The organism is Microbacterium sp. SSM24, from assembly GCF_025989145.1.
GTDB lineage: Bacteria > Actinomycetota > Actinomycetes > Actinomycetales > Microbacteriaceae > Microbacterium.
Genome location: NZ_JAPDNQ010000001.1, coordinates 905,888 through 932,424 on the forward strand (window position 1 = coordinate 905,888; position 26,537 = coordinate 932,424).

Sequence of the window (26,537 nt, forward strand, 5' to 3'; positions counted from 1 at the left end):
TCAGGGCCGTCGGGCCCGCTGACGGATGAGTCCGAAGACGAGCGTCCCGACCAACAGGATGATGCCGATGATCGCGAGCCAGAACAGGCCCTCGATCGCGAACCCCACCACGGTCAGGATCGCCCAGGCGACGAGCAGAATGACGAGCACGGTCCACATGACCTCAAGCTAAGGCCGACATCGCCCGCCGCCGAGGGGGTTGACTTCGGAGCGCCGACCCGAAGCATCCGGATCGCATCGCATCGCATAGCCCGGCACTGCGAGGCGATTGGGTCGCCGAAGCGCGTGGAGTGCAGCGCAACCCAGTGCGGCGCTACCTGGTCACCTGCTCGAGGATTTCGAGCAGGTGCCGGTAGGGCCGGCCTGTGGCGCGGCTGAGGGCGATCTCACAGGTGCGGTTGACGGAGGCGTACGCGTCGTAGCGCCGGCTCATCACCTCGGCTGCTTCCGCGGAGGTCGCCGAGGCGGTGAGTTCTGGATGCAGCATCCCGCGGTCGCCTGCGAAGGCGCAGCATTGCCAGTCGTCGGCGATGTCGACGCGTCGCGCGACCCGTTCGGCGACCTTCATGACCGCGTCGTCGAGCGACATGCGAGTCGAGGAGCATGTCGGGTGCAGCGCCAGGCTGCCCAGGATCTCTGTGACCGGCAGGGAGGGAAGGATCCGTTCGGCGGTGAAGGCCACGGCATCGATCGTTCGGATGCCGCTGGCGTGTGCGGCATCCAGGAGCAGTTCGAGGCCTTCGCTGCAGGACGCGGCGTCGCAGATGACGGGTATCCGACCGCTGTCGGTCGCTTCCACGAGCACGAGCGCGACGCGGTCTCGCATGGCGTGATACCCCGACACCAGGCCCTTGGACTTCCACGGCGTGCCGCAGCAGAGGTCTCCGATCTCGGGCGGAGCGGCCAGCGCGACGCCTGCTCGCTCGCACAGCGAGAGGAAGGCCTCTCGGACGCCCAGACCGGAGGGTTCGGGGGCGAACATCGTCGTGGTGCAGCTGGAGAAGTAGACGGCTTCCGGATCCGTGTTCGCGATGGGCATCCGCCGCGAGCCGCCCGCAGGCAGATCGGCGGAGTACCGGGGCACGACATCGCGGCCCAGGGTCGCCCTCCCGACCTCGCTCATCGCGGTGGAGATTCCCGAGGGCAGCGCACCGGCAACGCTCAGCGCGACCGAGGCGCTGCGAGTCGCGGTGTCCCAATGGGCGGCTGCCAGACGGCCGATGCGTTCGGCAGCCGGTGTCGCCGCTTCCTGACGCAGTCGGCGGACCAGATCGCCGGTGTGGATGAGGACGGGACATGCGGTCTGGCACATGCCGTCCACGGCGCAGGTCTCGACGCCGTCGTACCGGTACTCGGCCTCGAGAGCGCGCACCAGCGTGAGGTCCTGCGCCTCCGACGCCTGGGCGGCCTCGCGGCGCAGGGCGATCCGTTCACGGGGCGTCAGGGTGAGGTCGCTGCTCGGGCACGCCGGCTCGCAGTACCCGCACTCGACGCAGCGGTCCACCTCGGGTTCCACCTGCGGAGCGACCTTGAGATTTCGCAGGTGCGCCTGAGGGTCATCGCTGATCAGCACCCCCGGATTGAGCACGCCGCTCGGGTCGATGAGCCGCTTGACCTCGCACATCACGTCGTAGAGTTCGTCTCCGACCTGGCGGGGGAGGAATGGCGCCATCATCCGCCCGGTGCCGTGTTCGGCTTTGAGCGTGCCGCCGTGCCTGAGCACGAGGTCGACCACATCGTCGGTGAATCGTGCGTACCGCTCCATCGAACGCGGCTCGTCGAAGCGTTCGGTGATCATGAAGTGGATGTTGCCGTCTTTGGCGTGACCGAAGATCACCCCGTCGTCGTAGCCGTGGGCTGAGAAGAGCGCGACGAGCCCCGTGCAGAGGGAGTACAGCTGGTCGACGGGAACGGCGACGTCCTCGAGCAGCGCCGTCGTGCCCGACGGACGCGACCCGGCGACGGCGGTGAAGAGACCTTTTCGGATGCGCCAGAGGCGTGCCCGACGATCGGGATCGGTGTCGATGAGCACGGGGACGGTCAGGGCATGGCGGGCGAGCGACGCATGGGCCGTCTCCCTGCGTGCGCGAAGGTCGTCCGCGCTCGCTTCCTGGAACTCGACCAGAAGCGCAGCGTGCGCATCCAGGTGCAGCGCACGCAGCTCCTCGGTAGTCCCGGGGTCGGACTGGGCGACACGGAGACTGGCGGTGTCCAGGAGCTCCACGGTCGCGAAGCCCATGTCCACGATCGCCGGCAGCGCCGAGGTCGCATCCTGGAGGTCATCGAACACGAGCAGGCCCGTCGCTGCGTGCGGTCGGATAGGCACCGTGCGGAAGGTCGCTGAGGCGACGAACGCGAGGGTTCCCTCGCTTCCCACGATGAGGTGCTCGAGGATGTCCACGGAACTGTCGTGATCGAGGAAGCTGTTCAGTGCGTACCCCATCGTGTTCTTGATGGAGTGCAGGCGCCTGACGGTCGCCACCGAGGCCGGGTTCCCGCGAATCCGGTCGCGGAGGCGGAGGAGTCCCGCGTGGATGTCAGGCTCGCGGGCCTCGAGCAGGCTGTCCGCCTGGGGGTCGGACGTGTCGACGGTGGTTCCGCTCGGGAGGACCAACTCCACACTGTCGAGGGTGCGGTACGCGTTGTCACGGATGCCGCAGGCCATCCCGCTGGAGTTGTTGGCGACGACCCCGCCGATCGTGCAGGCGATCTCGCTGGCGGGATCGGGTCCGAGCTTGCGGCCGTGCCGCGCAAGGCGGGCGTTGACCTGACGGACGGTCGCCCCCGGTCCGGTGCGGACTGCGACGCCGTCATCGAGGATCGTGATCTGCCGGAATGCGCGCCTGGTGTCGACGATGACTCCCGTCGACCCGGCCTGTCCGCTGAGGCTGGTACCCCCCGACCTGAAGGTCACAGATGATCCGGATGCCCGCGCCTCAGCGACGACGGTGGCCACATCGCCGGCGCTTCGTGCCCGCACCACGGCGGCGGGCACCAGCCGGTAGGGCGACCCGTCGTGCGCCGCGGCCAGTCGGTCGCTGACACGATCGGCGACGGCCAGCCCCGATGCCCGTAGCGCTTCGAGCAGTGCGGGTGGCGGTGGGTCGAGCGTCATGCGGCATCGCCGTGTGGTGCGCTCATCCGGTAGTGATCTGCGAAGGACAGGCGACTCGCCGCGTCCTCGTCCACGATCGCCACCACGTCGGGATGGAGCTGCAGGGCAGACGCGGGAACCGAGGCGGTCACCGGTCCCTCGAGAGCCGCCGCGACGGCATCCGCCTTCCGTCGCCCGGACGCGACCAGGATCAGTCGGCGTGCATCGAGAATGGTCCCCACCCCTTGCGTGATGCATCGGGTGGGCACCTGGTCGAGAGACTCGAAGAAGCGGGCATTGTCGCGCCGGGTCTGGGCGGCCAGGTTCGCGATGTGCGTGCGGCCCGAGAGGGACGAGCCCGGTTCGTTGAATCCGATGTGGCCGTTCCGGCCGATCCCGACGACCTGGACGTCGATGCCGCCCGCGGCTCGAATGGCTGATTCGTATGCGGACGGCGCGTCACGCAGGTCGGCCTGAGCGTCGGGAGTGTGCACCTTCCGGGGATTCAAGCCGAGGGGCACGGCGATCTCCCGGTGCACGACGGCGGCATAGCTTTCCGGATGTCCGGGCGGCAGGTCGAGGTACTCGTCGAGAGCGAACGCCGAGACCCTGCTCATGTCGAGGCGCATGGCTGCGAGCGCTGACCAGATCGGGAGTGGCGTCGATCCGGTGGCGACTCCGAGCACCATGTCGGGCTTCTGTGAGAGGACGGCCGCGAGGAGGGTGGCTGCGGCCGCTCCCCCGGCGTGAAGGTGGGGGACGATGATCACGTCTGTCACGGTCAGATCGCTCCCGCTCTGCTGGCGGCCCAGCTGCTGAATCGCTGCCGGAACTCGGTGAGGTCGGCGTGATCCCGATGGGGATGGACGTTGTTCGTGAGCAGGGCCGCGGCAAGTCGGCGGCGGGGATCGGCGAGCCACATCGTCCCGGTGAAACCCACATGACCGAACGCTTCGACATCGCCGAGGAACGCTGCATCGTTTAGCGCCGGTCCGAGAGCCTGACCGAACGCCGACCCGTGATGTGGTCGCAAGCCGTCCGTCGTCATCCAGGTACGGGCTTGCGATTCGTAGAGGCGATCGTCTGTGAAGCTCTCTGCGAACGCGAGCACGTCCTCGGCGGATCCGAACAGGCCCGCGTTGCCGACGCACCCGCCCAGATAGCGGTTCAGCTCGTCGTGCACCTCGCCCCGCAGCATCCCGGCCCCTGCCCACGGCTGGGCCTCGGTGGCAGCCGCCCGGGCGGGGTCGACAGGTCCGTATCGGACCGATGTCAGGTGGAGGGGCTGCGTGATGAGTTCGTCGAGCAGTGACGGCAGCGTGCTTCCCGTCGCCCGCTCGGCGACCGCACCGGCGGCGATGTAGCCGACGCAGGAGTATCTGTAGACCTCGTCCGGTTCGCTCTCGAGTGCCGTGGCCAGGAGCGCGCGCATCCGGTCCGGCGGGGGAGTCGAGACGTCTCGCCAGATGAAGGATTCCGCCGGCAGGCCCGAGACGTGGGTCAGCAGCATCCGCAGCGTGATCCGCTCGGCGCCCGGTCCCGTCCCGACGGGGAGGACGGTCGCGACCGGTTCGTCCAGGTTCACCCGACCCTGCGCCGCCAGCCGCGTGATCACGGCGGCAGTGAAGGTCTTCGACACGGACGCGAGATCGAAAACGGTGTCTGCCCGCACCGGCGTCAGATCGTCCCTGGCATGCGTCCCGGCGTAGGCGATGTGTCGTTCACCACCCACAGTGATGCCCGCGGCCGCGCCCGAGTACAGGCTCTGCTCGAGACCGTCCTCGAGCAGAGCCTGCAACTGAGCCTGGAGGCTGCCCATCCGCCCTCAGACTGCCTCGACGTTCACGGGCTCGCCGGACTCGATCGAATCGAGGATCGCTCGCAGCACCGCCGTCACCTGGAGACCTTCCTCCCCCGTCGCGAGGACCTCGCCGCGACCATGTGCCGCATCGACGAACTGTGCGATCGCATCCAGCACGAACCCGGTGAGCCGCGGACCGTACGGAGGGACCAGGACGGCCGGGTAGTCCAAGGAGTCGGCCGTGTGGATCTCGACCGTGCGGTTGTGGGTGGTGTCGATGTAGACCGCGCCATCGGAGCCGAGCACCTCGAACTTGAGGTCGGTGTTGGTGGGGTTCCCCGCGGGGAGGATCCAGGCGTGCTCGAACACGGCCAGCGCCCCGGACTCGAACTCGGCCATGATCACGAAGAGGTCGGGCGTGTTGATTCCGCGCGCCTCCAGGGTCCCGGTCAGCGCGCGAGCGGTCACCTTCACGATGCGCTCGCCCACGATCCACTGCGCCACGTCGACCATGTGACTGGCAAGGAACCACAGCGATGACGACGAGGACGCCCACTTGATCATCGAGGCGATGGTGACCGTGTTGCTCAGTCGCGCGTAGACGTACTTGACCTGGCCGACTCGCCCGTCTCGGACAGCCTGGTAGGCGTCGACGAACGGCGGGTTGACCCGGTTGTGGAAGTCCACCATGAGGATGCCGCCGCCCTCTTTCGCGGCGTCGACGATGGCCTTCGCGTCCTCGACGCTGGTCGCGAGCGGCTTCTCCACGAGGAGGTGCTTGCCCGCCTTCGCGGCGGCGACGGCCGGCGCCGTGTGGAGGTGGTCGGGGGTCGCGACGGACACCGCCTCGAGTCCGTCGATGGCGAGGAACTCGTCGATGTCGGTGAACACCGGGACGGGCCCGGACGCGAAGTTCGCGACCGCGTTCTCGGCCAGCTCGCGATTGAGGTCGAGGACGCCGACGAGTTCGACGTCGGGGTGCCGATCGAAGGCTTGGATGTGACGGGACCCGAAGGTCCCGGCGCCGATGACGCCGAACTTCATGATGCTCCTATGGATTGGTGGGATCGCTGAGGTGGAAGGCTGATGAGGTATGGGGGGCGAGAGCGGACGGCGCCCGTCGAGGCGCGCTGAGCGAAGGCGACCGCGCCATCGAGCGGAGTCCCTGCGTCGACCGCGAGGACGAGATCGGGCCCGAGCTCGCGGACGTGTCGTGTGAAGGCCTCCGCGATCACCTCGTCGCGGGAGAGCCCGCCCACGAGCGCAAGCCGCGGCGAGATCGCCTCGCCCATCACGCTGAGCCCCGTCTGGGCGAGTTCTCGCGCTGCCGCAGAGATGATCTCCTGTGCGATCACGTCGCCGCGGCGAGCCGCGGCGGAGACCTGGGGCGCGAACGCTGCGAGCACGCTGGCGGGATTCGGTGCGGAACGCACCGCCTCGGGGACTCGGAGCGGGTCGCCGAACCGCTCGCGGAGGCCATCCAGGAGTGCCGGGGAAGCACCGGGTCGGCCGTCCACTGAGCGCAGAGCGGCAGACAGCCCCCGAGCGCCGATCCACGCAGCGCCACCGTCGTCCCCGAGCTCATGGCCCCAGCCGTCCGAACGCCGCCAGGTCTGTTCGAAGTCGGTGCCGAAGGCGATGACTCCGGTGCCGGCCGCGACAATCGCACCGCCGGTCGAACCCCACGCCCCCATGACGGCGGCAACGGCGTCCGAGACGACCACGATCACCGCATCCGGCCAGAGCGTCGCGGTCGCTTCGCCGAGCACGTCGGGATCCCCGAGCGAGATCAAGCCGGCCGCGCTGACGGCCACGGCTGTCACGGACTCTCCGGCCGGCGCGCGCCGCGCGAGGGCACGCACGGCGTCCGCGTGCGCGGCGTGCCCGCCGATGACGGCGAAGGGGGGACCCTCAGCCTCGATGCGACGGTCGCCCACGACAGCGATCCGGGAGCCCGAACCGCCGAGATCGATCCCGATGACCGCCATGTCATCCGTCCCCGGTGAGCCGACGGATGGCGTCCCGCACCGATCCGTGGGAAGCCTGGAGGGCAGCAGCAGCCGACTCTGCGGACACGGCTGCGACGGACGTCACGACGGCGACGCGGAGATCTCCTCCGGCGTCGTCGAGCAGCCGGGAGCTTTCCTCAGGCGACTCCCCCGTCACGTTCTCGAGAATACGCAGTGTGCGCTCCCGGAGCTTCCTGTTTCCGGCGACCACCGCCACCATCAGATTCGAGTACGTGCGCCCCATCCTGACCATGAGAGTCGTGGAGAATCCGTTCAGGATGACTTTCGTCGCCGTTCCGGCCTTGAGGCGGGTCGAGCCGGTGAGCACCTCGGGACCGGTGTCGGCCACCACGACGTGGTCGGCCAGCTCCGCCAGCGGAGAATCCGGATTGCTGGTGACCAGTCCCGTGAGAGCGCCGACGTTCCGAGATGCGCGCAACGCTCCCTCGACGTAGGGCGTGGTGCCCGAGACCGCGAGACCGATCACGACATCGCCCGACCGCACCGAGTCCATCGCATCGCGGTGGCCGTCCGCGGCGGAGTCCTCGGACCCTTCGACGGCACGCGTGATCGCCTCCGCGCCGCCAGCGATGTGCGCCTGTACCTGAAGGGGATCGATGCCGAACGTGGGCACCAGCTCGGCAGCGTCGAGCACGCCGAGTCGCCCCGACGTGCCGGCACCGAAGTAGTGGACGCGGCCGCCGCCCCGAACACGGTCGACGGCGTCGTCGACGAGTGCGCCGAGGGCCGGGACCGTCTCGGCGACCGCCGTGATCGCCCGCTGGTCTTCGGCGTTGAGCAGTTCGAGGATCTGGATCGTGCTCATGTCCTCGAGACCCGCCGAACGAGGGTTGCGCTCCTCCGTGGCGGGGGTGCGACGTGAGGCTTCGGACGTGGTGGCCATCGGATCCATTTCGCTTTCGGGACCCTCACCGTCGGACGGGAGGAAACTTTATTTCAGAATGCTAACATGTTGGGTAAGTCATTTACTAGCCCGATGGCGACGGATCCCGACTCGCACGAGCGGTATGGTTCTGTCGGCCGCGTATGGGAAGGGGGTGGGGTCGATGAACGAAGACGTCATGCAGGAACTGCGTGCCGCGGTTCCGGCGCTCAGGCCGTCCGAGCGTCGAGTGGCGGAGCTGGTGCTGCAGGATCCGGCGCGCGTGGTGAGTCTCTCGATCACGGACCTCGCCGAGCTGTGCGACACGTCTGTGGCGTCCGTCGTGCGGTTCTGCCGCAGCCTCGGATACACCGGCTACGCGGAGTTCCGGCGCGAGCTGGCTTCCTCGGTGGGACGCGAGCAGGTGTCTCTCGGCCGCTTCGGAGTGTCCGACAGCGACATCGCCGCCGATGATGATGCTTCGGCGGTCATCGCCAAGATCGCCTTCCACGAGGCGCGGGCGATCGAGGCCACCGCCGCGGCGATCGACGCGACGGTTCTCGACGTGATCGCGGACGCGATCGTCGGCGCGCCGAGGGTGGACATCTATGGGGTGGCCTCCAGCGGAATCGCCGCAGCCGACCTCCAGCAGAAGCTGCACAGGATCGGGATGGTGGCGTTCGCCTGGAGCGACGTCCACCTCGCGTTGACCAGCGCCGCCGTGCTCACGCCCGGCTGCGTCGCCATCGGGTTCTCCCACAGCGGTCTCACCGTCGAAGTCGCCGACAGCCTCGCGGCGGCGCGCGACAGCGGCGCCACGACTGTCCTCGTGACGAACTTCCCCTCCTCGCCGATCGCCAAGGACGTCGATCACGTGCTCACCACGAGCGCGAGCGAGACGCGGTACCGGCCGGGCGCGATGTCGGGCCGGATCACGCAGCTGGCCGTGATCGACTTCCTTTTCGTGCGCGTCGCCCAGCAGCTCTCCGATCGTGCCGCGGAACCGCTTCAGCTCACGTACGACGCGGTGCAGACGCATCGCCTCAACTACGGTCGGCGCGGTCGCCGCTGACATGGCTACTTGAGGCTTCCGGCCGTCAGCCCCTTGACCAGCGGGCGTTGCATCGCCAGCACGAAGAGGACGATCGGTGCGAGGATCAGCACCGCGCCGGCGCACAACGGACCCCAGTTGACACCCTGGAAGGTGATGAACTGCGCGGCGAAGACGGTCAAAGTCTGCGCTCGCGTCTGACCGAGCACGAGCGGGATGAGGAACGCATTCCACACCGCGATCGCCGTGAAGATCGCCACGGTCGCGATTCCGGGTGCGACCATCGGGATCAGGACGTAGCGGAAGAGCTTGAACCGATTCGCCCCGTCCACCACTGCCGCCTCCTCGATCTCGATCGGCGAACCGCGGAAGAAGGCGAGCATCAGCCAGGTGCCGAAGGGGATGCTCAGGCCCGCGAGGATGAGCGCGATCGGCCACCAGTTGTCGTAGGCCCCGATCGAACTCACCATGCGGAACAGGGGGACGATCAGGACGACGCCGGGGATGACCTGCACGAGGACCATCACGGATGCCAGCGTGCGGCGCCCCGGGACGCGCAGGCGTGCGAACGCGTAGCCGCCGAGAGTCGCCACGATGACCACGATGAGCGTCGCAGCGAGCGTGATGACCGTGGACGTGACCGCCGCCCGCGCGAAGACCGGCGATGCGAACAGCTCCGCGTAGTTGGCCAGGGTCGGAGTGAAGGTGAAGGCGCGCTCGGCGGGAGCTGCGGCATCCTTGTTCGTCTTGAATGACGTCAGCAGTACCCAGAACAGCGGGAAGACCGCGAGGAGAGCGGCCACGATGAGGGCGAGCTGGACGATCGCATTGCCGGCCAGGCGACGGGTTCTCATACTTTCGTCAATCTGATGTAGAGGAAGTAGACGGGGAACATCAGGAGAGCGAGCGCGATCGACATCGCCGCGCCGTCACTGAACTCGTAGAACTGGAACGTGGTGACGTAGGAGAGCATGGAGACCGTCTCCGTGGATGTTCCGGGCCCGCCCCGTGTCGTGCTGAAGACGATGTCGAAGATTCGCACGATGTCGATGCATCGGACGATCAGGGTCACCATGATCACCGGTGCGAGTGCCGGGAGGACGACGTACCGGGTCGTCTGCCACCACCCTGCTCCGTCGATGGCTGCGGCCTCCAACGGCTCGTCCGACACACCGGCCATCCCGGCGACGAGCATCAGCATGACGAAGGGGATGTGCATCCACGCATCCAGCATCACGATCAGCGCTCGTGCGAGGAGCGGATCCGCGAAGAAGTTCACGTCCCACCCGAAGGCCCCGAGCATCGCGTTGATGATCCCGAGGTCGGGATTGAACATGAACTGCCAGATCAGCCCCACCACCACGGGGGTGAGGAGCATCGGGATCAGCAGAACGGTGCGCGCGATCTGGAAGCCGCGCAGCTGGCGGTGCAGGGCCACCGCCAGCAGGTACCCGAAGGTGAACTGGATGATCAGGCCCGCCACGACGAAGATCAGCGTCGTCCCGAGTGTGCCGAGGAACCGCGGAGTGAAGACCGCATCGATGTAGTTCTGGAATCCGACGAACCGCGACCCGTCGGAGTACAGGCTGACGTCGGTGAACGAGATCCACACCGCGTAGCCGATGGGGATGAGGCCGATCGCGAGCATGAACAGCCACGTCGGCGCAACGAAGCCCAGAGACTCCAGCGCCCCCCTGACGTTCCGCCGCCGCGGCACCCGGCCGGGGCCCCCGCGTGATGCGGGAGCCTCGACCGGCGCGAGTGAGACAGTCACCCCTTGTACCGCCCGGATTGGACGAGGATGTTCATCAGCTGATCCTGGGCCGCGGCGAGACCTTCCTCACGACTCATCTGCCCAGTGGCGATGCTGTTGAGCGTCTGGCTGAGCGCCGTGATGATCTGCGACATCTCGGGGATGCGGTCGATGGGCACACCGGACTCGACGGACTCGCCGACGGCGGCCAGGTACGGAAGCTGCTCCAGGAACTCGGGGTTGGTCGTCGTCGAGATCCGGGCCGGCGGCGGCGCGCCTGCGTCGATGAAGGCGGCAGCGTTCTCCTTGCTCAGCGCCCAGGCGAGGAAGTCCCAGGCCGCAGCCTGGTGGGGCGAGGCACTGGAGATGCCCGCAACCCATCCGTACAGCACGGCGGCGGGGTCGTAGTCGCCGGCCGCCTGCATCGCGGGCGGGAACGTTCCGTAGTTGCCGGCGTTGGGGGACTCGTCGGGGTTGTTGATGGTGCTCCACCAGCCTGATGCGAGCGTCGTCATCTGCCCGACGTCGAGCTGGCTGAAGGAATTCACGGCATCGAAGATCGTCGCGGACGCGGTTCCCGATGGTCCGTACTCGACGAGGTCGATGTAGCGGTCGAGTGCGACGGCCGCGACCTCCGTGTCGAGCATCGGCCGGTACGTCTCGGGATCGAGGAGCCGTCCGCCGGAGCCGACCAGCACCGCGTTGAAGTGATGCGCGGAGCCCGATGCACCGTAGACGCCGACGGCACCGTAGTGACCCGCCTCCTTCAGCGCGTCCGCGTTGTCGTAGACGTCGTCCCACGTCACCGCCGCCTCGAGCCCGAGCTCGTCGTAGAGATCTGTCCGGATCCACTGCAGGTAGGGCTCGGTGGACAGCGGAAGCCCGTAGCTCACGCCATCCTGCTTCGCGTACTCCTTGAGCCCCTCGGGGAAGTCGTCGTAGTCGTAGTCGGCGTCGTCGGCGATGTAGTCGTCGAGCGAGAGGAGACCGTTCGCCGCGACGATCTGCGGAAGGGTGAAGCCGTCCACCTGCGCCATGTCGAAGGTCGACTCGCCACTCTGGCTGGCGAGGATGATGCGCGTCGCGAGCTGCTCGTAGGGCACTTCGACGAACTCGATCGCCACCCCCGTCTCGGACTCGTACTCCGTGGCCAGAGCGCGCAGACCATCAGCGCTCGGGCTCGCGGTGACGAGCATCGTCAGCGAGTCGGGCGTGCCCTCTTCCTGCGGAACGCCTTCCGACGGGGTCGAGCCGGCGCTGCAGCCTGCCAGAACCATGGCCGCGGCAAGGCCCGCGACCAGCAGAACTCCTGATTTCTTCACTGTGTTGCCTCTCTCGATGATGGCGGGACCGCGGCAGACCTTGACGTCATCCGGGTGACTCCCGGGCTCGGGTGACAACACTTTACCGGCTCCTCACCAAAAAGGAAACCTTTTTACTTTTCGGTTCCCTGAGGCAGGAGGAATCGGCACTCGAAGGAACTGTTGCGGGCCCCGTCAAGTCACGTACGCCCAGTGGACCACCTGTGTGGCAACGGCTCCCGCCGAGATCGTGAGAGCGAGTCCTGCCAGAGCGATCGGCCAGCGCGGGTTCGCGGGGCTTCGACATGGCGGTGACGGTGGGATTCGAACGCATGCGGGATGGGGTCACAGGGATCACGTGAGGTCTCAGAGCCGCACGAAATCAACGATCTGGGTTCTCAGGCGCGCAGGAACTCACATTGCGATTCACTGCGTTTGTTCTCGCTTCTGTTCCCACGGCGGGGATGCACGAGGGCGATGAGGACTGCACCACCCTCGCGCACTTCCCAGAGCTCTCAGCTGATGCCGGCGCGGATACGCGCCGCAGCTTCGCCTACGTTGTCGGCACTGTAGATCGCGCTTCCGGCGACCGCGATCCGCGCGCCCGAGGCCTGCACCGAGCCGATGCTGGATGCGTTCACGCCGCCGGCGACCGAGAACGGAACGCCGGCTGCCTCGCCGTCGCGCAGCAGGCTGTCGAGCGAGTAGCCCGGCTGCGCCTGCTCGTCCAGACCGGCGTGCATCTCGACGAACTCGGCTCCGAGCTCCACGACCTGCTTCGCGCGGGCGGGCTTGTCGGCTACGCCGATGAGGTCGACGACGACACCCTTGCCGTGCTTGTTCGCCGCCTTGACGGCACCGGCGATGGTGCTGTCGTCGGCCGAGCCGAGCACGGTGACGAGGTCGGCGCCGGCACCGAAGGCGATGTCGGCCTCAAGCTCACCGGCATCCATCGTCTTGAGGTCTGCGAAGACGACCTTGTCGGGATGCGCGGCCTTGATCGCAGTTATGGCGGAGAGCCCCTCGCTCTTGATGAGCGGAGTTCCGAGTTCGAGGATGTCTACGTACGGCGCAGCGGCCGCGGCCAGCGCGAGCGCGTGCTCGGTCGTGAGGGTGTCGATGGCGAACTGCAGCTTCATGGGTTTCCTTTCGTTTGCTGCGGTCATTCGAGGTTGGAGTGGCGGGGCCACAGGTCGTCGGCCGTCTCGCCGGACGCGAGCCACAGCGTGTGGAAGACCGCGTCACCGATCACGACGACGGATTGTTCGAAGAGGCTGCCGGCGTATTGCGCGGACTTCGCGCCCGAGCGGTCGAGCTTGCCGGCCGCGGGAACGACGACAGTGGCAACGGATGCTGCGGCCAGCGGCGAGTCCGGATTCGCGGTGATCGCGACCACTCGCGCGCCGGCCTTCACGGCGTTGTCGGCTGCCCGTACGATTCCGCCGGTCGTGCCCGATCCGCTCGCGGCGAAGAGCACGTCGCCGGGACCGATCGCGGGAGTGGTCGCATCACCGACGATGTGGACGGCCAGCCCGACGTGCATGAGTCGCATGCCGGTCATCTGCAGCGCGAGACCAGACCGGCCCAGGCCGAAGACGAACACGCGGCGCGCGCTCTGGAGCACCGCGGCGAGCGCGGCGATCTGATCCGAGCGCTCGGTCGCGAGAGTTCCGGTGACGCCGCTCAGCTCGTCGTCGATCAGCTGCAGCGCGTGGGCGGTGGCGGTGGGGGTCATGAGTGGAGGTCTCCTCGGGTCGGGATCAGGGGTACAGTCCGCGCAGTCGGTGCGCATCGGCGACGCGCTCGACGGCGATGACGGTGGCGGTCTCTCGGAGCGAGCGTCCGGTGCGCAGCGTCTGGGCGTACACCTGCTTCCAGCTCTCCGACATCCGCTCGCGCAGGCGTTCCTCGACCTCACGACTGGTCCAGCGATACGCCTGGTTGGCCTGCGCCCACTCGAAATAGCTGACGATCACGCCGCCGGCATTGGCGAGGATGTCGGGCACGACCACGATCCCTCGCTCCCCGAACACCTCGTCTGCCTCCGGCGTGGTGGGACCGTTGGCGCCCTCGACGATGATGCGGGCGCGGACGCGATGCGCGTTCCCCGCGTGCAGCACTCCCTCGACCGCACACGGGGCGAGCACGTCGACGCCCAGTTCGAGCAGCTCGCTGCCGGCGATGGGCTCGGCGCCGGCGAATCCCACGACCGTACCCTCTCGGGCGACATGCGCCTCGAGCTCGTCGATGTCGAGTCCGCCATCGGCGTGGACGGCGCCGTACCTGTCGCTGACCGCGACGACGCGGACGCCCGCATGAACGAGCAGCCGGGCCGCGCCCGCGCCGACCTTGCCGAATCCCTGCACGGCGGCCGTCGGCCGGTACGGCAGCAAGCCGTACGAGCTCAGCGCCTCGAGGGCGACCACCGTGACACCGAGAGAAGTGGCATCGGCGCGACCCAGCGACCCGCCGAGTGCCAGAGGCTTGCCGGTGACCGTGCCGGGCAGAGTCACACCGCGGCCGGTCGAAATTGTGTCCATGATCCACGCCATGGTCTGCTCGTCCGTGCCGATATCCGGCGCGGGGATGTCGCGCTCGGGTCCGATGAACTCGCCGAGCTCACTGGCGTAGCGGCGCGTGACGCGCTCGAGTTCGGCCCGCGAGTGCGTGCGCGGATCGATCGCGACGCTGCCTTTCGCACCGCCGTAGGGGATGTCGACGAGGGCGCATTTCCACGTCATCCACATCGCGAGCGCGCGCACCTCGTCGAGGTCGGCTCCGGGACTGAATCGGATGCCGCCCTTGGCCGGCCCGCGAGAGAGGTTGTGCTGCACCCGATGGCCCGTGTAAAGCGCGATCGAACCGTCGTCGCGACGAAGCGGCACGCTGACGGTCATCTCGCGTCGGGGGCGGGCCAGCATCTCGTAGAGGCCGTGGTCGAGCTCGAGGTAGGCGGCAGCGTCGGACAGTTGGCGCCGCGCTGAGGCGAGCGGCGAGGTGATGATCGGGATGGGGGCTGTGAGCGTCATCACGCCACCGCCTCGGGGACGGGCTCGCTCTCGCGGGCCGCTGAGAAGGCATCGAGAAGGCGGTCCGTGTCGGCCATCTGGTCGTTCCAGATCGCACGCACGATGTCGATGCGGTGCTCTTCGTTCTGCAGACCGGCGAGGTATGCCTGGACGCCGGCGAAACCGCCGGGAGCCTCCTCGTGGAGCGCGATCATGCGGATGGCGAGCTTGGCCTGGACGCCGTACACCGGGATCTGCGGGCCGCGCGGGGCCGCCATGCCGATGTAGTAGAGCTTCTCGAGCCCCTTCGGGACGACACCGCCCGCGAACCGGAGCGGTGCACCGCAGCGGCGCTCGACGAGGTCGTCGGCGAGGAACGGCAGGCTCGAGTGGAAGCCGGTGGCCCACAGGATGGTGTCGTAGTCACGAGCGGTGCCGTCGGTGAAGTGGACGGTCGTGCCGGCGATGCGCTCGATGCCGGGCCGGATCGCGACGCGGCCGTGCTGCACCCAGTAGAGCAGGAGGCTGTTGACGACGGTGCTCCCCTCGGCGAGCGAGCGGTGCTTGGGCACGGGCATGCCCGGGTAGTCCTTGGCCTCGCCGATCGAGACACGGGCGAGAAGACGCGAGATGAGGTCCTGCTCGTCGGGGGCGAACGCGCTCAGCCACGCGACCTCCTGGCGCGGCACGCCGAAGTACGACTTGGGCTGGAAGTACGTGCCCTCCCGGATCACGATGTCGACCTCGTAGCGGTGCTGCGCGGCGTCGACGGCGAGGTCGCAGCCGGAGTTGCCGGCCCCGACCACCAGGACGCGCGAGCCCTCGATGTCGCCTGTGTTGCGGTACGAGCCCGAGTGCACCTGCTTCCCCGTGAAGCCGGCCGAGGCGGCGGGCTTCTTCTGGTGCCAGAGGTGGCCGTTGCCGACAAGCACGCCGTCGTAGTCGATGCGCTCGCCCGAGTCGAGGGTGACAGTCCACCCGGCCGAGCCGACCGGACCGTCGGTGGCGATCGGCGTGACCGCGACGACAGCGGTGTTGAAACGGATGACGTCGGACAGGCCGTGGTGGCGGGCATAGGACTCGATGTACTCGCGCACCTGGTCACGCCGCGGGAAGTGCGGATAGTCGGACGGCATCGGGAAGTCTTCGAAGTGCGTCATATCCCGCGACGTGATCAGGTGGAGAGCGTCGTAGTCGGTATGCCAGTGGCCGCCGACTCGATCGGTCTTCTCGAAGCAGTCGACGTCGTAGCCGGCCCGGCGAAGCTGCTGCAGGGCCGAGACACCGGCGGCGCCGGCACCGATTACCGCGTAGCGGGTCATCTCGTTTCCTTCGTTTCGGAGTGATTCTGGAGGCTTGTCAACGACGCTAGAGAGGTCTCTCTCAGAGGGAAAGACTCAGTATCTGTTGACAGATGAAGGTTTCCCCTATACCGAACGTCTGCCGAGTACGCCGGATGCCGCACCTGCCCGAAGCGGGAGGGTGCGGCATCCACCGCGGTCGGCGAAATCGCCCCGGTCAGGTATATCCGCGCGACAGTCGGCGTTCGACACCTACCGAGATCCACGTCGCCGGGACGGCGATGGCGGCGTAGATGAGACCGGTGATGGCGTACACCGTGAGGTACTCGAACGTGATGTTTGCGATCTGGTAGGCCTGGCTCATCAGCTCGTTGACCGAGATCGAATAGGCGAGCGAGGTTGCCTGGAACGACATGATCGCCAAGCCCATGAGTGCGGGGATCGCCGACCTCAGTCCCTGCGGCAGCACGATCTTCGCGAACGACGTCGACCTGGGCAGCCCGAGTGCGGATGACGCCTCCGTCTGACCTCGCGGCACCGACTGGATTCCGGCACGGATCATCTCGGACGAGTAGGCCGCCGCCGAGAACGTCAGGCCGATGACAGCAGCCCAGAAGTTCTCGAACAGCACGCCCAGCGCAGGAAGCCCGAAGTACACGATGTACAGCACGACGAGGGCGGGGATACCACGGCCGACCTCGACGACGATCAGCGTGGGCCAGCGCAGCCACGGCCTCGCAGAGCTCACGCCGAGAGCGAAGAGCAGTCCGATCGCGTATCCGAAGACCACCGAGAGGATGGTGAGCTGCAGGCTCACCGCGAGCCCCTGCATCAGTCGCGGGAGGTATTCGAGGATCTCCATCACTGCGCCTTCCTCAGCCGGGTGTCAAGCCTTCGGGCGACGATCGCGATCGGGATGCTGATGACCAAGTAGATGCCCGCGGCGATGAAGAAGGGCAGGATGCCGGCGGTCGCGGGGTTCTGCCGGGCGAACATGTTCGCGGCGAACACCATGTCGGCCACGCCGATCGTCGAGGCGATCGATGAGTCCTTCAGCAGCGACAGCAGGAACGTCGTGATCGAGGGGAGCGCGGTGCGCAGCGCCTGCGGGGCGAGGATGCGGCCGAACGTGGTGCGCGTGCCCAGCCCGAGCGCGGCCGCTGCCTCGCTCTGCCCGCGCGACAGGGTCGCGAAGCCGCCCCGGTAGATCTCGGCGAGGTAGGCGCTCGAGATGATCCCGAGCCCGATCACCGCAGCCGTGAGCGAGTCGAGCCGGATGGAGCCGATCTGCACACCGAAGTAGATGAGGAAGAGCCAGACGATCGGCGGGATGCCGCGGATCAGGTCGACCATGAAGCGGATGGTGAGCCGCAGTGGCGACCAGCGGGACCGAAGGCCGAGCATCATCGGGATGCCGCCGACCACCCCGATCGCGAACGACAGCGCAGTCACGAGCAGGGTCATGGGCAGGCCGAGCAGGACGGCCGTCAGGGGATCCATGTCAGCGATCCAGGACGGCGCTGAGGAAGCGGCGCGTGCGCTTCTCGCGAGGGTCTGCCATGATCTCGGCGGGGTCACCCTCCTCGATGATGTGGCCCTCGGCCATCACGACCAGGTGATCCCCGACGTCGCGTGCGAACGACATCTCGTGGGTGACCACGATCATCGTCATGCCTGCCCCGGCGAGCTCACGCATCACCGCGAGCACCTCGATGCCCACTTCCGGATCGAGGGCGCTGGTCGGCTCGTCGAACAGCATCGCTCGAGGGTCGAGCGCCAACGCCCTCACGATGGCGATGCGCTGCTGCTGACCGCCGGAGCAACGACTCGGGTGCTGGTGCGCCTTGTCCTTGAGGCCCACCCGCTCGAGGAGCGTGAGGGCACGCGCCTCGGCCTCTTCGCGGCTTCGGCCGAGGATCTTCTCCTGCGGGAACGCGACGTTGCGCAGTACCGTGAAGTGCGGGAACAGGTTGAAGGACTGGAAGACCATTCCCACCTGGCGGCGCAGCTCGAGGAGCTCCCGATCCTTTATGCGCCGACCCGCCTCGATGGTCTGCGTGCCCACGGTGACAGTGCCCTTGTCAGGGGTCTCGAGCAGGTTGACGCAGCGAAGCAGGGTGCTCTTGCCCGACCCGGAGGGCCCGATGAGTGCAGTGACGCTGCCGGGCTTGACGGTGATGGAGATGTCGTCGAGCACGAGGTTGTCGCCGTAGCTCTTGGACAGGTGTGCGATCTCGACGCCCGCGTGGGCGATCGCGTTGCTCTGGGTGATGAGACCGGGATTCATGAAGAAGCTCCTCGGAGTCGGTGCCGGGCGCCGGCCGTCAGGTCCGGCGCCCGGAGCCTGTCAGCGGATGGAGGTCGCGGCGACGTCTGCCGGGACGAGCAGGCTCGCCGGGAGGTCGTAGTCGGCGAGGATCGACTCGAGCGTGCCGTCCTCGCGGAACTCGTCGATGTGGGCGCTGATCGCCTCTGCGAGCGCGGTGTTCTCCTTGGCGATCGGGAACGCGATGATCGGCATGGACGTCGTGATGGCGATGCGCTCGTCGACCTCTGCGGGCTCGACGATGAAGTCGGTACCGGCGTAGGCGACGGTCGCGACGGCATAGCCGTCGAGCGCTGCCTGGATGCGGCCGCTGACGAGATCCTGCTTGGTCTCGACCGTCCCGGGGTAGGTCTTCAGGTGGTCGCCCAGAACGCCGCTCATGTCAGCTTCCCACGAGAAGCCCGCGACGCTGCCCACGTCGCCGATCGACTCGAGTTCGCTGACCGTCGTCGCACCGTCCTTCGAGATGATGCCCATGCTGTCGTAGTAGGTCGGCGCCGTGAAACCGACCTGCTCGGCCCGCGCTTCGGTGACGTACCACCCACCGGTGATCAGATCGGCCTTCTTCTGCTCGCTGATCATCGGGATGCCGTTGGCGTAGGTGATCGGCACGAATGCGAGGTTCAGGCACTCGGCCGCCGCGATCTTCTTGATGAGGTCGATCTCGAGTCCCGCGGCGTCAGACCCCTTCGTCTGCGTATAAGGGAGGTTCTCGGGGACTCCGACAGTGAGCGTTCCATCGGTGTAGGTCGTGAGGCCATCGTGCGCGGGCTTGCAGCTCGCGTCGACGGTGGATGCAGCCGACGATGCGCAGCCGGCGAGCGCGATGCCGGCGAGGCTCATGGCGGCGACGGTGGCTGCGATTCGGCGGGTGAGAGCGGTGGTCTCCATGGGGTTCTCTTCTCTGTGTGGTCGGGCTGATGGAGCGGGGTGGTGCGGGTTTCTGTGCGGGGAATGGAACGAGTGGTCGGGGTCAGACCGCGGTGAGGCCGCCGTCGATGGTGAAGACGGAGCCGGTGACGAAGGATGCCGCCGAAGAGATCAGGTACTCGATGAGGGGCGAGATCTCGTCGGTGTGCGCGCGTCGACCCAGTGGTGTGAGCGAAGACGTGCCTCCCATCGGCTCGTCGTCGTTCATGGCGGTGGAAACACCACCTGGGCAGATGACGTTGACGCGGATTCGAGGCGCGAGCTCAACCGCGGCGACGCGCGTGAGCGCAATCACAGCAGCCTTGGAGGCGGAGTACGCGGCGTAGCCCGCGGACCCGACGAGCGCAGCCGTCGACGAGACGTTCACGATGGATCCGCCGTCGACGAGCAGCGGGGCTATGGCGCGAATGCCGAGGAACGAGCCGTGGACGTTCACCCGCTCGTGGAGGCGCCAGGTCTCCAGCGTGGTGTCGGTGATCGGATCGTGGCGAAGGATGCCCGCGTTGTTCACGAGCGCCCGGACGCGCTGCTCGGAGCTCGAAAGCTCCTCGGCGAACGTCGCCCACGACTCCTCGTCAGCGACGTCGAGATGGCGGTACACCGCATCGCCGCCGGACGCGCGCAGCACTGCTGCCGTGTTCTCCCCCTCGCGATCGAGCACGTCGGTGAGGACCACCCGCGTGCCCGCGCGGGCGAGGTGGGCGGCGTGCGCTGCTCCCTGTCCGCGTGCGGCGCCGGTGATGATGACGCTGTCGGGGACGGTCATCGAATTACGTCTCCGCCCGACAGCACGACTGTCTCGCCGGTCATGAAGGCGACCGTGCCCGGGGACGAGAGCAGCAGCACCCAGTCCGCGATCTCGTCGGGGTGAGCCACCCGCCCGAGCGGGATGGCTGCGGCCGCGGCATCCATCCGTCCCGTCGCCGCGTTCCCCGGCGTCGCAACCCAGCCCGGGGCGATGCCGTTGACGCGGATGCCGGAAGGCGCCAGTTCGAGAGCGAGGGCCTTGGTGAGCATCACGACGGCGGCCTTCGAGGCGCCGTAGAGCAGCTGCCCCGGCGAGACGGTGAAGGCGTCGACGGACGCGAAGTTCACGATGGCCGAACCGTCGACCAGGCGCGGTCGGGCCGCGGCGATCACGTTCAGGATGCCGAGAACGTTGATGTCGAAGATGCGACGATATGTCGCCTCGTCGTACGTCGCGAGGGTCGTGGGCGGGTAGACGCCGGCGATGTTCGCGACGGCGTGAATGGACGCGCCCGCGGGCAGCAGTCCGTCGATCGCCCGCTCGAGGTCGTCGCGGGAGCGCACGTCGGCGACCGCCGAGAGATACTGGCCGGGCTCGGCATCGTCAGCGTGGCTCGCGACCACGTCGAGCCCGATGACTCTCCATCCGGCGCGAAGGAACACCGACACCGCCGAAAGCCCCATCCCCGATGCGGCTCCCGTGACGACGACGGTGCGCTGAGTGCCCTGCATGTGATTCCGGCCTTTCCGATTCCCGTGAAGCTCTTGAGAACCCAGTGCACCAGCGCACGGAAAGCAGGGCAATGCTTGGTCTCAGATGGTAGACATAGGTTCAACCTTGAGAACGGAGCTCGCCCTTGGCGCTTCCCACCGTCCGCCAACTCGAGTACTTCGTCGCCGCAGCGCGCGTGGGAACGTTCGCAGGAGCCGCCGCCGAGCACCACATCGCCCAGCCGAGTCTCTCCGAGCAGATCAGCGTGCTCGAGAACTCACTGGGCGTGACGCTCTTCACGCGAACGTCTCGCCGGCTGCTCCTCACCGACGCCGGAAAGCAGCTCCTCCCGCTCGCGGAGCGCACCCTCAGCGACGCGCGCGAACTCTCCGAGTGGAGCAAGCGCCTGCGATCCCTCGAAGAGGGCACCGTCTCGTTCGGCACCTTCAACAGCGCGCACCTCTACCTGCTCACCGACCTCATCAGGGAGTTCCACGAGCTCTACCCGTCGGTGCGGATCCAGGTCGTCGGGCTCAACTCGTCAGAGGTGGCCGACGAGGTGCGCGACGGCCACCTCGAGGCAGGACTCGTGCAGCTGCCGATCGACGACCGCGAACTCGACCTCACCCCATCGGTATTCCGAGACCAAGCCGTATATGTGTCGCGCAACCCCGATCACACCACGGGTCCGATCGACATCAATACCTTGGCCAAGCGACCGCTGATCCTCTCCGAGGCGCGGTGGTCTCACGACGATCCGCTCCGCGTCTCGCTGACCGAGCGGGCACAACGCGAAGGGGCCACGATTCTTCCTCTTGTCGAGGTCGAATTCCAGACGCATGCACTCGAACTGGCGGCGCAGGGCGTTGGCGACTCGCTGGTCTCATTCCACGTAGGCCGCCAGTTCATGGAGGCGCGCGGCCTGTCGTGGACCCCGTTGGATCCGCCGATCGTCGAGCACTACGCGTTCGTGACTCGACGCGGCGGGGCGATCTCGCCGGCCACGGCGCAGTTCATGCGACTCGCGCACCGGGTCCTGCAGCGGATCGCCGAGGACGCGCCGTCGATAGACGAGCGCTGACCGCAAGCCGTCGCGATCGCAGTCGAGGCGCGCGACCGGGAGTCCCGCCAGCAGCGAGGTCTGCGACCGTACACCGCCGCCTACGGTCGATCCCCGCCGCTGTCCAGCGCAACGAGAGGCTCGAACCCGGATCCCAGCGCCAATCGACTCAGGGACTCCGCGATCTGCGGCGCCAGAACCAGACCGTCGTCGAGCGCCCTACGCTTGCGTGCGAGCGCGGCCTGGCCGGGCAGCCGAACTGGCGCCGACGCCTGGATGGGGGAGGAATCCCTCACTCGCCGCACGATCTCGCTCGTCGCGGCCGTGAAGGATCCAGAGCCCGAGAACGCGTCGGGATCCCATGCCTGCACCAGCACGTCCGCAGTCCAGCGCTCGGGGGCACCGGCACGGCCGAAACCCGCGAGTCCCTGAGTAAGTGACTCCACGATGAGCGCGAGATTGAAGCCCTTGTGCCCGTGGTCGGATCCGCCGACGGGGAGGAGCGCTCCCCCGCCGGACACGACGCTCGCGTCATTCGTGGGCGTTCCGTCTCTGTCCTGCACCCACTCGCCCGGCAGAGGCTGACCCTCGGCTGCAGCCCGCGCGACGATCGCGTTCGACGTGATGGACGTGCTCATATCGATCAGAATGGGGTCGCCGTCGGTGGGGATGCCGAACGCGATCGGGTCGGGCTGGAAGACCGCGTCGCGGCCGCCGAAGGGCACCACCGTAGCGGCGGACGGGTCCGAGCACGTGATCGATACGACGATCCCCCTCCGAGTCGCCTGCTCGAGATACGCCTGGAGGCACGCGATGTGATGCGCGCGCCGGACCGCCACCGCGGCGATGCCGAAACGAAGGGCTCGATCCACCGCCTCGTCGACGGCTCTGATCGTCGTCCAGACACCGCTGCGCCACTCCGCATCCCAGACGACGGTCGGACCCGTGTCACGGACGATGACCGGACTGGGATCGGCGTTCATCGCGCCGCTCTCCAGATCGTCGAGGTATCGCGCGAGGAGCGCGAGTCCATGAGTGTCGTGGCCGAGAAGGTCCGCTTCGACGAGCGTTCGGGCGACGGCGACCGCAGCCTCGGGGATGAGACCGCGATGGACGAGCAACTGCGAAGCCAGCCGGTGACAGTCGTTGTGGTCGAACCGGGGCGCGCTCATCGCGCCGACCGCACGTATGCCGCGAACAGGTGGACGTCCTCTGGGCGGGGCCCCGCGAAGTGGATGCGCAGCCGGAACGGCGTGTCGGGCAGCCGTCCGACCGCCCAGGTCACGGTGGACTCGAGGTCGGTCACTCGCGACAGCGAAGCATCCGCCGCGGTGTAGCCCTCGAGGGGAGCGAACTGTTCGTCGACCAGCTCGACGCGGAGTTCCGCGAACTCGGACACGAGCTCCGCGTTGAGGACGATCTCGTCGTCAGCGCCGGCGACGAGGACTCGGCTCATGGCGACGGCGGGCTCCGGGCCACGGTAGGCCTCCAGGTGACCGAGCCTGTCCCGCTTCCAGGTCGCGAGAAGCACGGCATCGGCGTCCGACTCGGGCCATGCCGAGTACCAGAACAGAGTGTGGTCGCCGATGTTCGCGAAGCCCTGTCCCTGCATCAGCTGGGGGAAAGCGCTGTGATCGATCGTGGTCTTCGTCTCACGACCCGAAACGATCGGGAAGTCGGGAATCGGTTCGGTGAAGTGGAGTGCGTCGTGACTCACGAGCAGACCGATGTCCATGGTGATCAGCCGCCGATCGTTGGACGGATGCCCGTTCCACATCCCGTAGAACCCGATGACCGTGTCACCGCGGTCCCACAGCGCCGCGCCGAGGTGCACTTGGCGACCATCGATTCCCCCGTGTGTCGTCGGCCTGGGCGGGAGGTCGTCGCGGGCGAACCCCAGCACGCCCTCCTGACTCCAGTTCACGAAGTCGTACGAGACGTGTGTCACGAGCTGACGAGCGAAGCCCGCGGCGGCCCAATGCTCGGTCGCTCCTTGGCCATTGACGAGATAGGCGCCGTGGCGACGGATCCCGCCGGACTGCTCGAAGAAGTACGGGCCGACCGGGTTCGCCTCGTAGGGCACCCACGTCACTCCGTCGGCACTGAAAGCCACGGCCATGCGCTTGTCGTAGAGCTCGGTCTCGAATGAGAGCTTGAACCGACGATCGGGATCGGGATCGTGCGGCTCGTAGAGCACGACTGCGGCCTGAAGATGGCCATCGACGGGGAGGTCGCAGATGTTGTTGTCGGAGTTGCCCCCGTACTCGACGACGCCGAGGCTCGGCTTGGTCCAAGAGCGCCCGTCGGTGCTGCGCGCGAGCATGAGCCGCTGATGGCGGCCTTCGCCGGGGGTGTCGTTCCCGAGGTAGTACATCCAGAGCTCGGGCCCGACGCTGATGACGCTCCCGTAGTACGCCACGGACTCAGAGTCCGCCTCGCCCGGCGCGCCCTTCTCGAGGACCTTGGTGGGCCGGTCGTCGGCCTCCCCGGGGAAGGAGTGCAGACGGAGTCGAAGGCCACGTCGGAAGGGGAACGCGTGATCGTCGAATGCGAACAGGACCTGCTCGCTCATGCGCGACTCTCCGATCGAGCGAGCACTTCCGGGTTCAGTAGCCCACGGGGCGAGCGTCCGCGCATGGCGTCGAGCACGCTCTCCGCCATGAAAAGGGCCGCACGTTCCCGAGCCCGCCGAAGCGCCCCTCCCGCGTGCGGCATGAGGATGGCGTTCGGCGCGTCCAGCAGTTCCTGCGAGATCTCCGGCTCCTTCTCGTACACGTCAAGGCCGGCGGCCGCGATGGCGCCCTCGGACAGCGCGCGGGCCAGTGCGACCTCATCGACGGCCCGCCCTCGACCGGTGTTGACGAAGACGGCAGTCTGCTTCATCTTCGCGAACTCGGCTGCGCCGACGACGTGCAGTTCGTTCTCGGGGACGCTCAGACTCACGAAGTCCGATCGACGCAGCAGCTCGTCGAGCGCGGTGTGCTCGGCGCCCGCGCGGTCGAGCTCCGGATTGGGTCGTGGGTCCGAGTACAGCACCGTGGAGCCGAATCCGGCGAGTCGCTTCGCCACCGCCTGGCCGATTCGACCCGCACCGATCAGTCCGACTGTCGCGTCGAAGAGACCCTGACCCAGAAGGTGGTGGTTGCTCGCCTCGTGGTGGTCCATACGGCCGCCCCGGCTGAAGCTGTCGGCCTCGACCATGCGTCGACCGCCGGCGAGGAACAAGCCGATGATCAGGTCGGCGACTCCGCCCACGATCCAGTTGTACTGATCGGGCGGGCTCGTGACGAGGATGCCGCGTCTCGTCGCCGCCTCGTGGAGCCCGGTGTTCCATTCGCCCCAGTGCGTCGCGATCACGCGCAGGTCGGGGAGCGCCGCCAACATCTCGTCGTCGATCGCATCCGAGTAGGACAGGAGCGCGTGCGCACCGCGAGCGCGATCGATCAGTTCGGCGCGGGAGAGATCGAGATAGCCGTGAACGGTGTCTACCTGCAGCTCGCTCCGGAGCCGCTCGACCGCGACCTCGGGCAGCTCATGGCTGATGAGGGCGCGCCATGTGGGAGTGGTCACGGAGCCGTCACCTCCTTCGTGGGACGTCGTCCCTCGAGCACAGCCACGCAATTGGACACCATCTCGCGGAAGACGTGCTCCCGCTCGAGCAGGAGCGACCCGTCCGAGTGGGGCGTCAGCACGACCTGATCGAGGGTATCCAGTCCTGGCGTGAGTCGCGGCTGCCGTTCCAGCTTGTCGAGGCCCGCGCCCCGAACGCGTCCGTCGCGGATGGCCTCGATCAATGCCGCCTCGTCGATGGCTGTGCCGCGTGTCACGTTGACCACGATTGCTCCCGGCTTGATGGTTGCGAGTTCCTCGCGCCCCAGCTGGTAGTCGGTCCGAGACCAGTCTCCGTGGAGGATCACGACGAAGTCCGAGCGTCGCAGCAGCTCGTCGAGCCCGACCGGTCGGGCTCCGAGCGCAGCCATCTCGGCATTGGGCTCCGAGTCATGATGGAGGAGCTCCAGATCCCAGCCTTGAAGGCGCCGCACGAGCTCTACGCCGGTCCGCCGCGAGCCGTTCAGAATGCCGAGAGTCTTGCCGGCGAGGCCGATGCCCGGGAGGCCTCGCACGCTCTGCTCCGGCTGAACCCACCTGCCGCCCTTCACGAATCGGTCGGCTTCGGGGATCCGCCGCGCCGCGGCGAGCAGCAGACCGACGGCGTGTTCCGCCTCGCTCGGGACGATCCAGTCATGTTCGTAGCCGCCCGTCGTCACCACGATGCCACGCCGACGCGCGGCATCCAGGTCGACTCCCGCGCCGCTCCACTGGTCGGCGATGACGCGCAACTTCGTCGCGCCCGCCAGCGCATCGGCGTCGATCGCGTCGCCGTATGCGACGGCGGCGTCGGCGAGTACCAGGCGACGGAGGAATTCCTCATGCGGAAGCGGAATCGTGTCGTCGTGACGATCGAGTTCGTAATCGTCGCCGACGATGTCGGAGATGTCTCCGGGAAAGTAGCGGGCGATGAAGATGCGGGGACGGGACGCCATGGTGGATCCTTTCGTCG

At 67.7% G+C, this 26,537-nt stretch carries 26 protein-coding genes; 2 read left to right on the plus strand and 24 right to left on the minus strand.

The window, feature by feature from the left end; genetic code table 11:
* The 7 genes from OL358_RS04225 to OL358_RS04255 form a co-directional block, all read right to left on the minus strand.
* Positions 1-159, minus strand: a complete 159-nt coding sequence (locus OL358_RS04225) for a hypothetical protein (protein ID WP_264708687.1) — start codon at positions 157-159, stop codon at positions 1-3.
* Between the two features lie 154 nt (positions 160-313).
* Positions 314-3,115 carry an FAD-binding and (Fe-S)-binding domain-containing protein gene (locus OL358_RS04230; RefSeq protein ID WP_264708688.1) on the minus strand — a complete coding sequence of 934 codons (2,802 nt, stop codon included), beginning with the start codon at positions 3,113-3,115 and terminating at the stop codon, positions 314-316.
* Complete coding sequence (locus tag OL358_RS04235; protein ID WP_264708689.1) at positions 3,112-3,873, minus strand: glucosamine-6-phosphate deaminase; 762 nt, start codon at positions 3,871-3,873, stop codon at positions 3,112-3,114. The genes OL358_RS04230 and OL358_RS04235 overlap by 4 nt, the downstream gene beginning before the upstream one ends.
* Before the next feature lie 2 nt (positions 3,874-3,875).
* On the minus strand, positions 3,876-4,913 hold the full coding sequence (locus OL358_RS04240; RefSeq protein WP_264708690.1) for a serine hydrolase domain-containing protein: 1,038 nt from the start codon (positions 4,911-4,913) through the stop codon (positions 3,876-3,878).
* 6 nt (positions 4,914-4,919) lie between these two features.
* Positions 4,920-5,939 carry a Gfo/Idh/MocA family protein gene (locus tag OL358_RS04245; protein ID WP_264708691.1) on the minus strand — a complete coding sequence of 340 codons (1,020 nt, stop codon included), beginning with the start codon at positions 5,937-5,939 and terminating at the stop codon, positions 4,920-4,922.
* Positions 5,936-6,883, minus strand: a complete 948-nt coding sequence (locus OL358_RS04250) for an N-acetylglucosamine kinase (protein ID WP_264708692.1) — start codon at positions 6,881-6,883, stop codon at positions 5,936-5,938. Before OL358_RS04250 ends, OL358_RS04245 begins: the two co-directional genes overlap by 4 nt.
* Before the next feature lies 1 nt (position 6,884).
* Positions 6,885-7,808 carry an N-acetylmuramic acid 6-phosphate etherase gene (locus OL358_RS04255; protein WP_264708693.1) on the minus strand — a complete coding sequence of 308 codons (924 nt, stop codon included), beginning with the start codon at positions 7,806-7,808 and terminating at the stop codon, positions 6,885-6,887.
* Between the two features lie 163 nt (positions 7,809-7,971).
* Here OL358_RS04255 and OL358_RS04260 point away from each other — a divergent pair, with 163 nt between their 5' ends.
* Entirely contained in the window at positions 7,972-8,859 is an 888-nt protein-coding gene (locus OL358_RS04260; RefSeq protein WP_264708694.1) for a MurR/RpiR family transcriptional regulator, read from the plus strand.
* A gap of 5 nt (positions 8,860-8,864) precedes the next feature.
* Here the strand turns inward: OL358_RS04260 and OL358_RS04265 are convergent, their stop codons facing one another.
* From OL358_RS04265 to OL358_RS04325, 13 genes are all read right to left on the minus strand, one after another.
* A complete protein-coding gene (locus OL358_RS04265) occupies positions 8,865-9,692 on the minus strand; it encodes a carbohydrate ABC transporter permease (RefSeq protein WP_264708696.1) in 828 nt (275 codons plus the stop codon).
* On the minus strand, positions 9,689-10,486 hold the full coding sequence (locus OL358_RS04270) for a carbohydrate ABC transporter permease (protein WP_264708697.1): 798 nt from the start codon (positions 10,484-10,486) through the stop codon (positions 9,689-9,691). The genes OL358_RS04265 and OL358_RS04270 overlap by 4 nt, the downstream gene beginning before the upstream one ends.
* A gap of 122 nt (positions 10,487-10,608) precedes the next feature.
* Positions 10,609-11,913 carry an extracellular solute-binding protein gene (locus OL358_RS04275; RefSeq protein WP_264708698.1) on the minus strand — a complete coding sequence of 435 codons (1,305 nt, stop codon included), beginning with the start codon at positions 11,911-11,913 and terminating at the stop codon, positions 10,609-10,611.
* 494 nt (positions 11,914-12,407) lie between these two features.
* The gene (gene hxlA, locus OL358_RS04280; RefSeq protein ID WP_264708699.1) at positions 12,408-13,031 is read right to left on the minus strand and encodes a 3-hexulose-6-phosphate synthase; all 624 of its coding nucleotides are present in this window, start codon (positions 13,029-13,031) and stop codon (positions 12,408-12,410) included.
* Positions 13,032-13,054: 23 nt separating this feature from the next.
* The gene (gene hxlB / locus OL358_RS04285; RefSeq protein WP_264708700.1) at positions 13,055-13,627 is read right to left on the minus strand and encodes a 6-phospho-3-hexuloisomerase; all 573 of its coding nucleotides are present in this window, start codon (positions 13,625-13,627) and stop codon (positions 13,055-13,057) included.
* Positions 13,628-13,652: 25 nt separating this feature from the next.
* Positions 13,653-14,921: a Glu/Leu/Phe/Val family dehydrogenase gene (locus OL358_RS04290; protein WP_264708701.1), complete on the minus strand. Its 1,269-nt coding sequence runs from the start codon at positions 14,919-14,921 to the stop codon at positions 13,653-13,655.
* A complete protein-coding gene (locus OL358_RS04295; RefSeq protein WP_264708702.1) occupies positions 14,921-16,222 on the minus strand; it encodes a flavin-containing monooxygenase in 1,302 nt (433 codons plus the stop codon). The genes OL358_RS04290 and OL358_RS04295 overlap by 1 nt, the downstream gene beginning before the upstream one ends.
* Before the next feature lie 196 nt (positions 16,223-16,418).
* Complete coding sequence (locus OL358_RS04300; protein ID WP_264708703.1) at positions 16,419-17,063, minus strand: amino acid ABC transporter permease; 645 nt, start codon at positions 17,061-17,063, stop codon at positions 16,419-16,421.
* The gene (locus tag OL358_RS04305) at positions 17,063-17,701 is read right to left on the minus strand and encodes an amino acid ABC transporter permease (protein WP_264708704.1); all 639 of its coding nucleotides are present in this window, start codon (positions 17,699-17,701) and stop codon (positions 17,063-17,065) included. Before OL358_RS04305 ends, OL358_RS04300 begins: the two co-directional genes overlap by 1 nt.
* 1 nt (position 17,702) lies before the next feature.
* Entirely contained in the window at positions 17,703-18,488 is a 786-nt protein-coding gene (locus OL358_RS04310) for an amino acid ABC transporter ATP-binding protein (RefSeq protein ID WP_264708705.1), read from the minus strand.
* Between the two features lie 60 nt (positions 18,489-18,548).
* A complete protein-coding gene (locus OL358_RS04315) occupies positions 18,549-19,418 on the minus strand; it encodes a substrate-binding periplasmic protein (RefSeq protein ID WP_264708706.1) in 870 nt (289 codons plus the stop codon).
* A gap of 82 nt (positions 19,419-19,500) precedes the next feature.
* Complete coding sequence (locus OL358_RS04320; RefSeq protein WP_264708707.1) at positions 19,501-20,223, minus strand: SDR family NAD(P)-dependent oxidoreductase; 723 nt, start codon at positions 20,221-20,223, stop codon at positions 19,501-19,503.
* Positions 20,220-20,936 (minus strand): SDR family NAD(P)-dependent oxidoreductase, encoded by a 717-nt coding sequence (locus tag OL358_RS04325; protein WP_264708708.1) that lies wholly within the window; start codon positions 20,934-20,936, stop codon positions 20,220-20,222. The genes OL358_RS04320 and OL358_RS04325 overlap by 4 nt, the downstream gene beginning before the upstream one ends.
* Before the next feature lie 125 nt (positions 20,937-21,061).
* Between OL358_RS04325 and OL358_RS04330 the strand changes: the two genes are divergently transcribed.
* Positions 21,062-21,997, plus strand: coding sequence for a LysR family transcriptional regulator (locus OL358_RS04330; RefSeq protein WP_264708709.1), 936 nt, complete (start codon positions 21,062-21,064; stop codon positions 21,995-21,997).
* Between the two features lie 80 nt (positions 21,998-22,077).
* Here OL358_RS04330 and OL358_RS04335 read toward each other — a convergent pair whose 3' ends face one another.
* From OL358_RS04335 to OL358_RS04350, 4 genes are read right to left on the minus strand one after another with little or no spacing between them, the layout of a single operon-like run.
* Positions 22,078-23,148, minus strand: a complete 1,071-nt coding sequence (locus OL358_RS04335) for an Ldh family oxidoreductase (protein ID WP_264708710.1) — start codon at positions 23,146-23,148, stop codon at positions 22,078-22,080.
* Positions 23,145-24,548 (minus strand): hypothetical protein, encoded by a 1,404-nt coding sequence (locus tag OL358_RS04340; protein WP_264708711.1) that lies wholly within the window; start codon positions 24,546-24,548, stop codon positions 23,145-23,147. Before OL358_RS04340 ends, OL358_RS04335 begins: the two co-directional genes overlap by 4 nt.
* Positions 24,545-25,546 carry an NAD(P)-dependent oxidoreductase gene (locus tag OL358_RS04345; RefSeq protein WP_264708712.1) on the minus strand — a complete coding sequence of 334 codons (1,002 nt, stop codon included), beginning with the start codon at positions 25,544-25,546 and terminating at the stop codon, positions 24,545-24,547. Before OL358_RS04345 ends, OL358_RS04340 begins: the two co-directional genes overlap by 4 nt.
* Positions 25,543-26,520: an NAD(P)-dependent oxidoreductase gene (locus tag OL358_RS04350; RefSeq protein WP_264708713.1), complete on the minus strand. Its 978-nt coding sequence runs from the start codon at positions 26,518-26,520 to the stop codon at positions 25,543-25,545. Before OL358_RS04350 ends, OL358_RS04345 begins: the two co-directional genes overlap by 4 nt.
* Between the last annotated feature and the right edge of the window lie 17 nt (positions 26,521-26,537).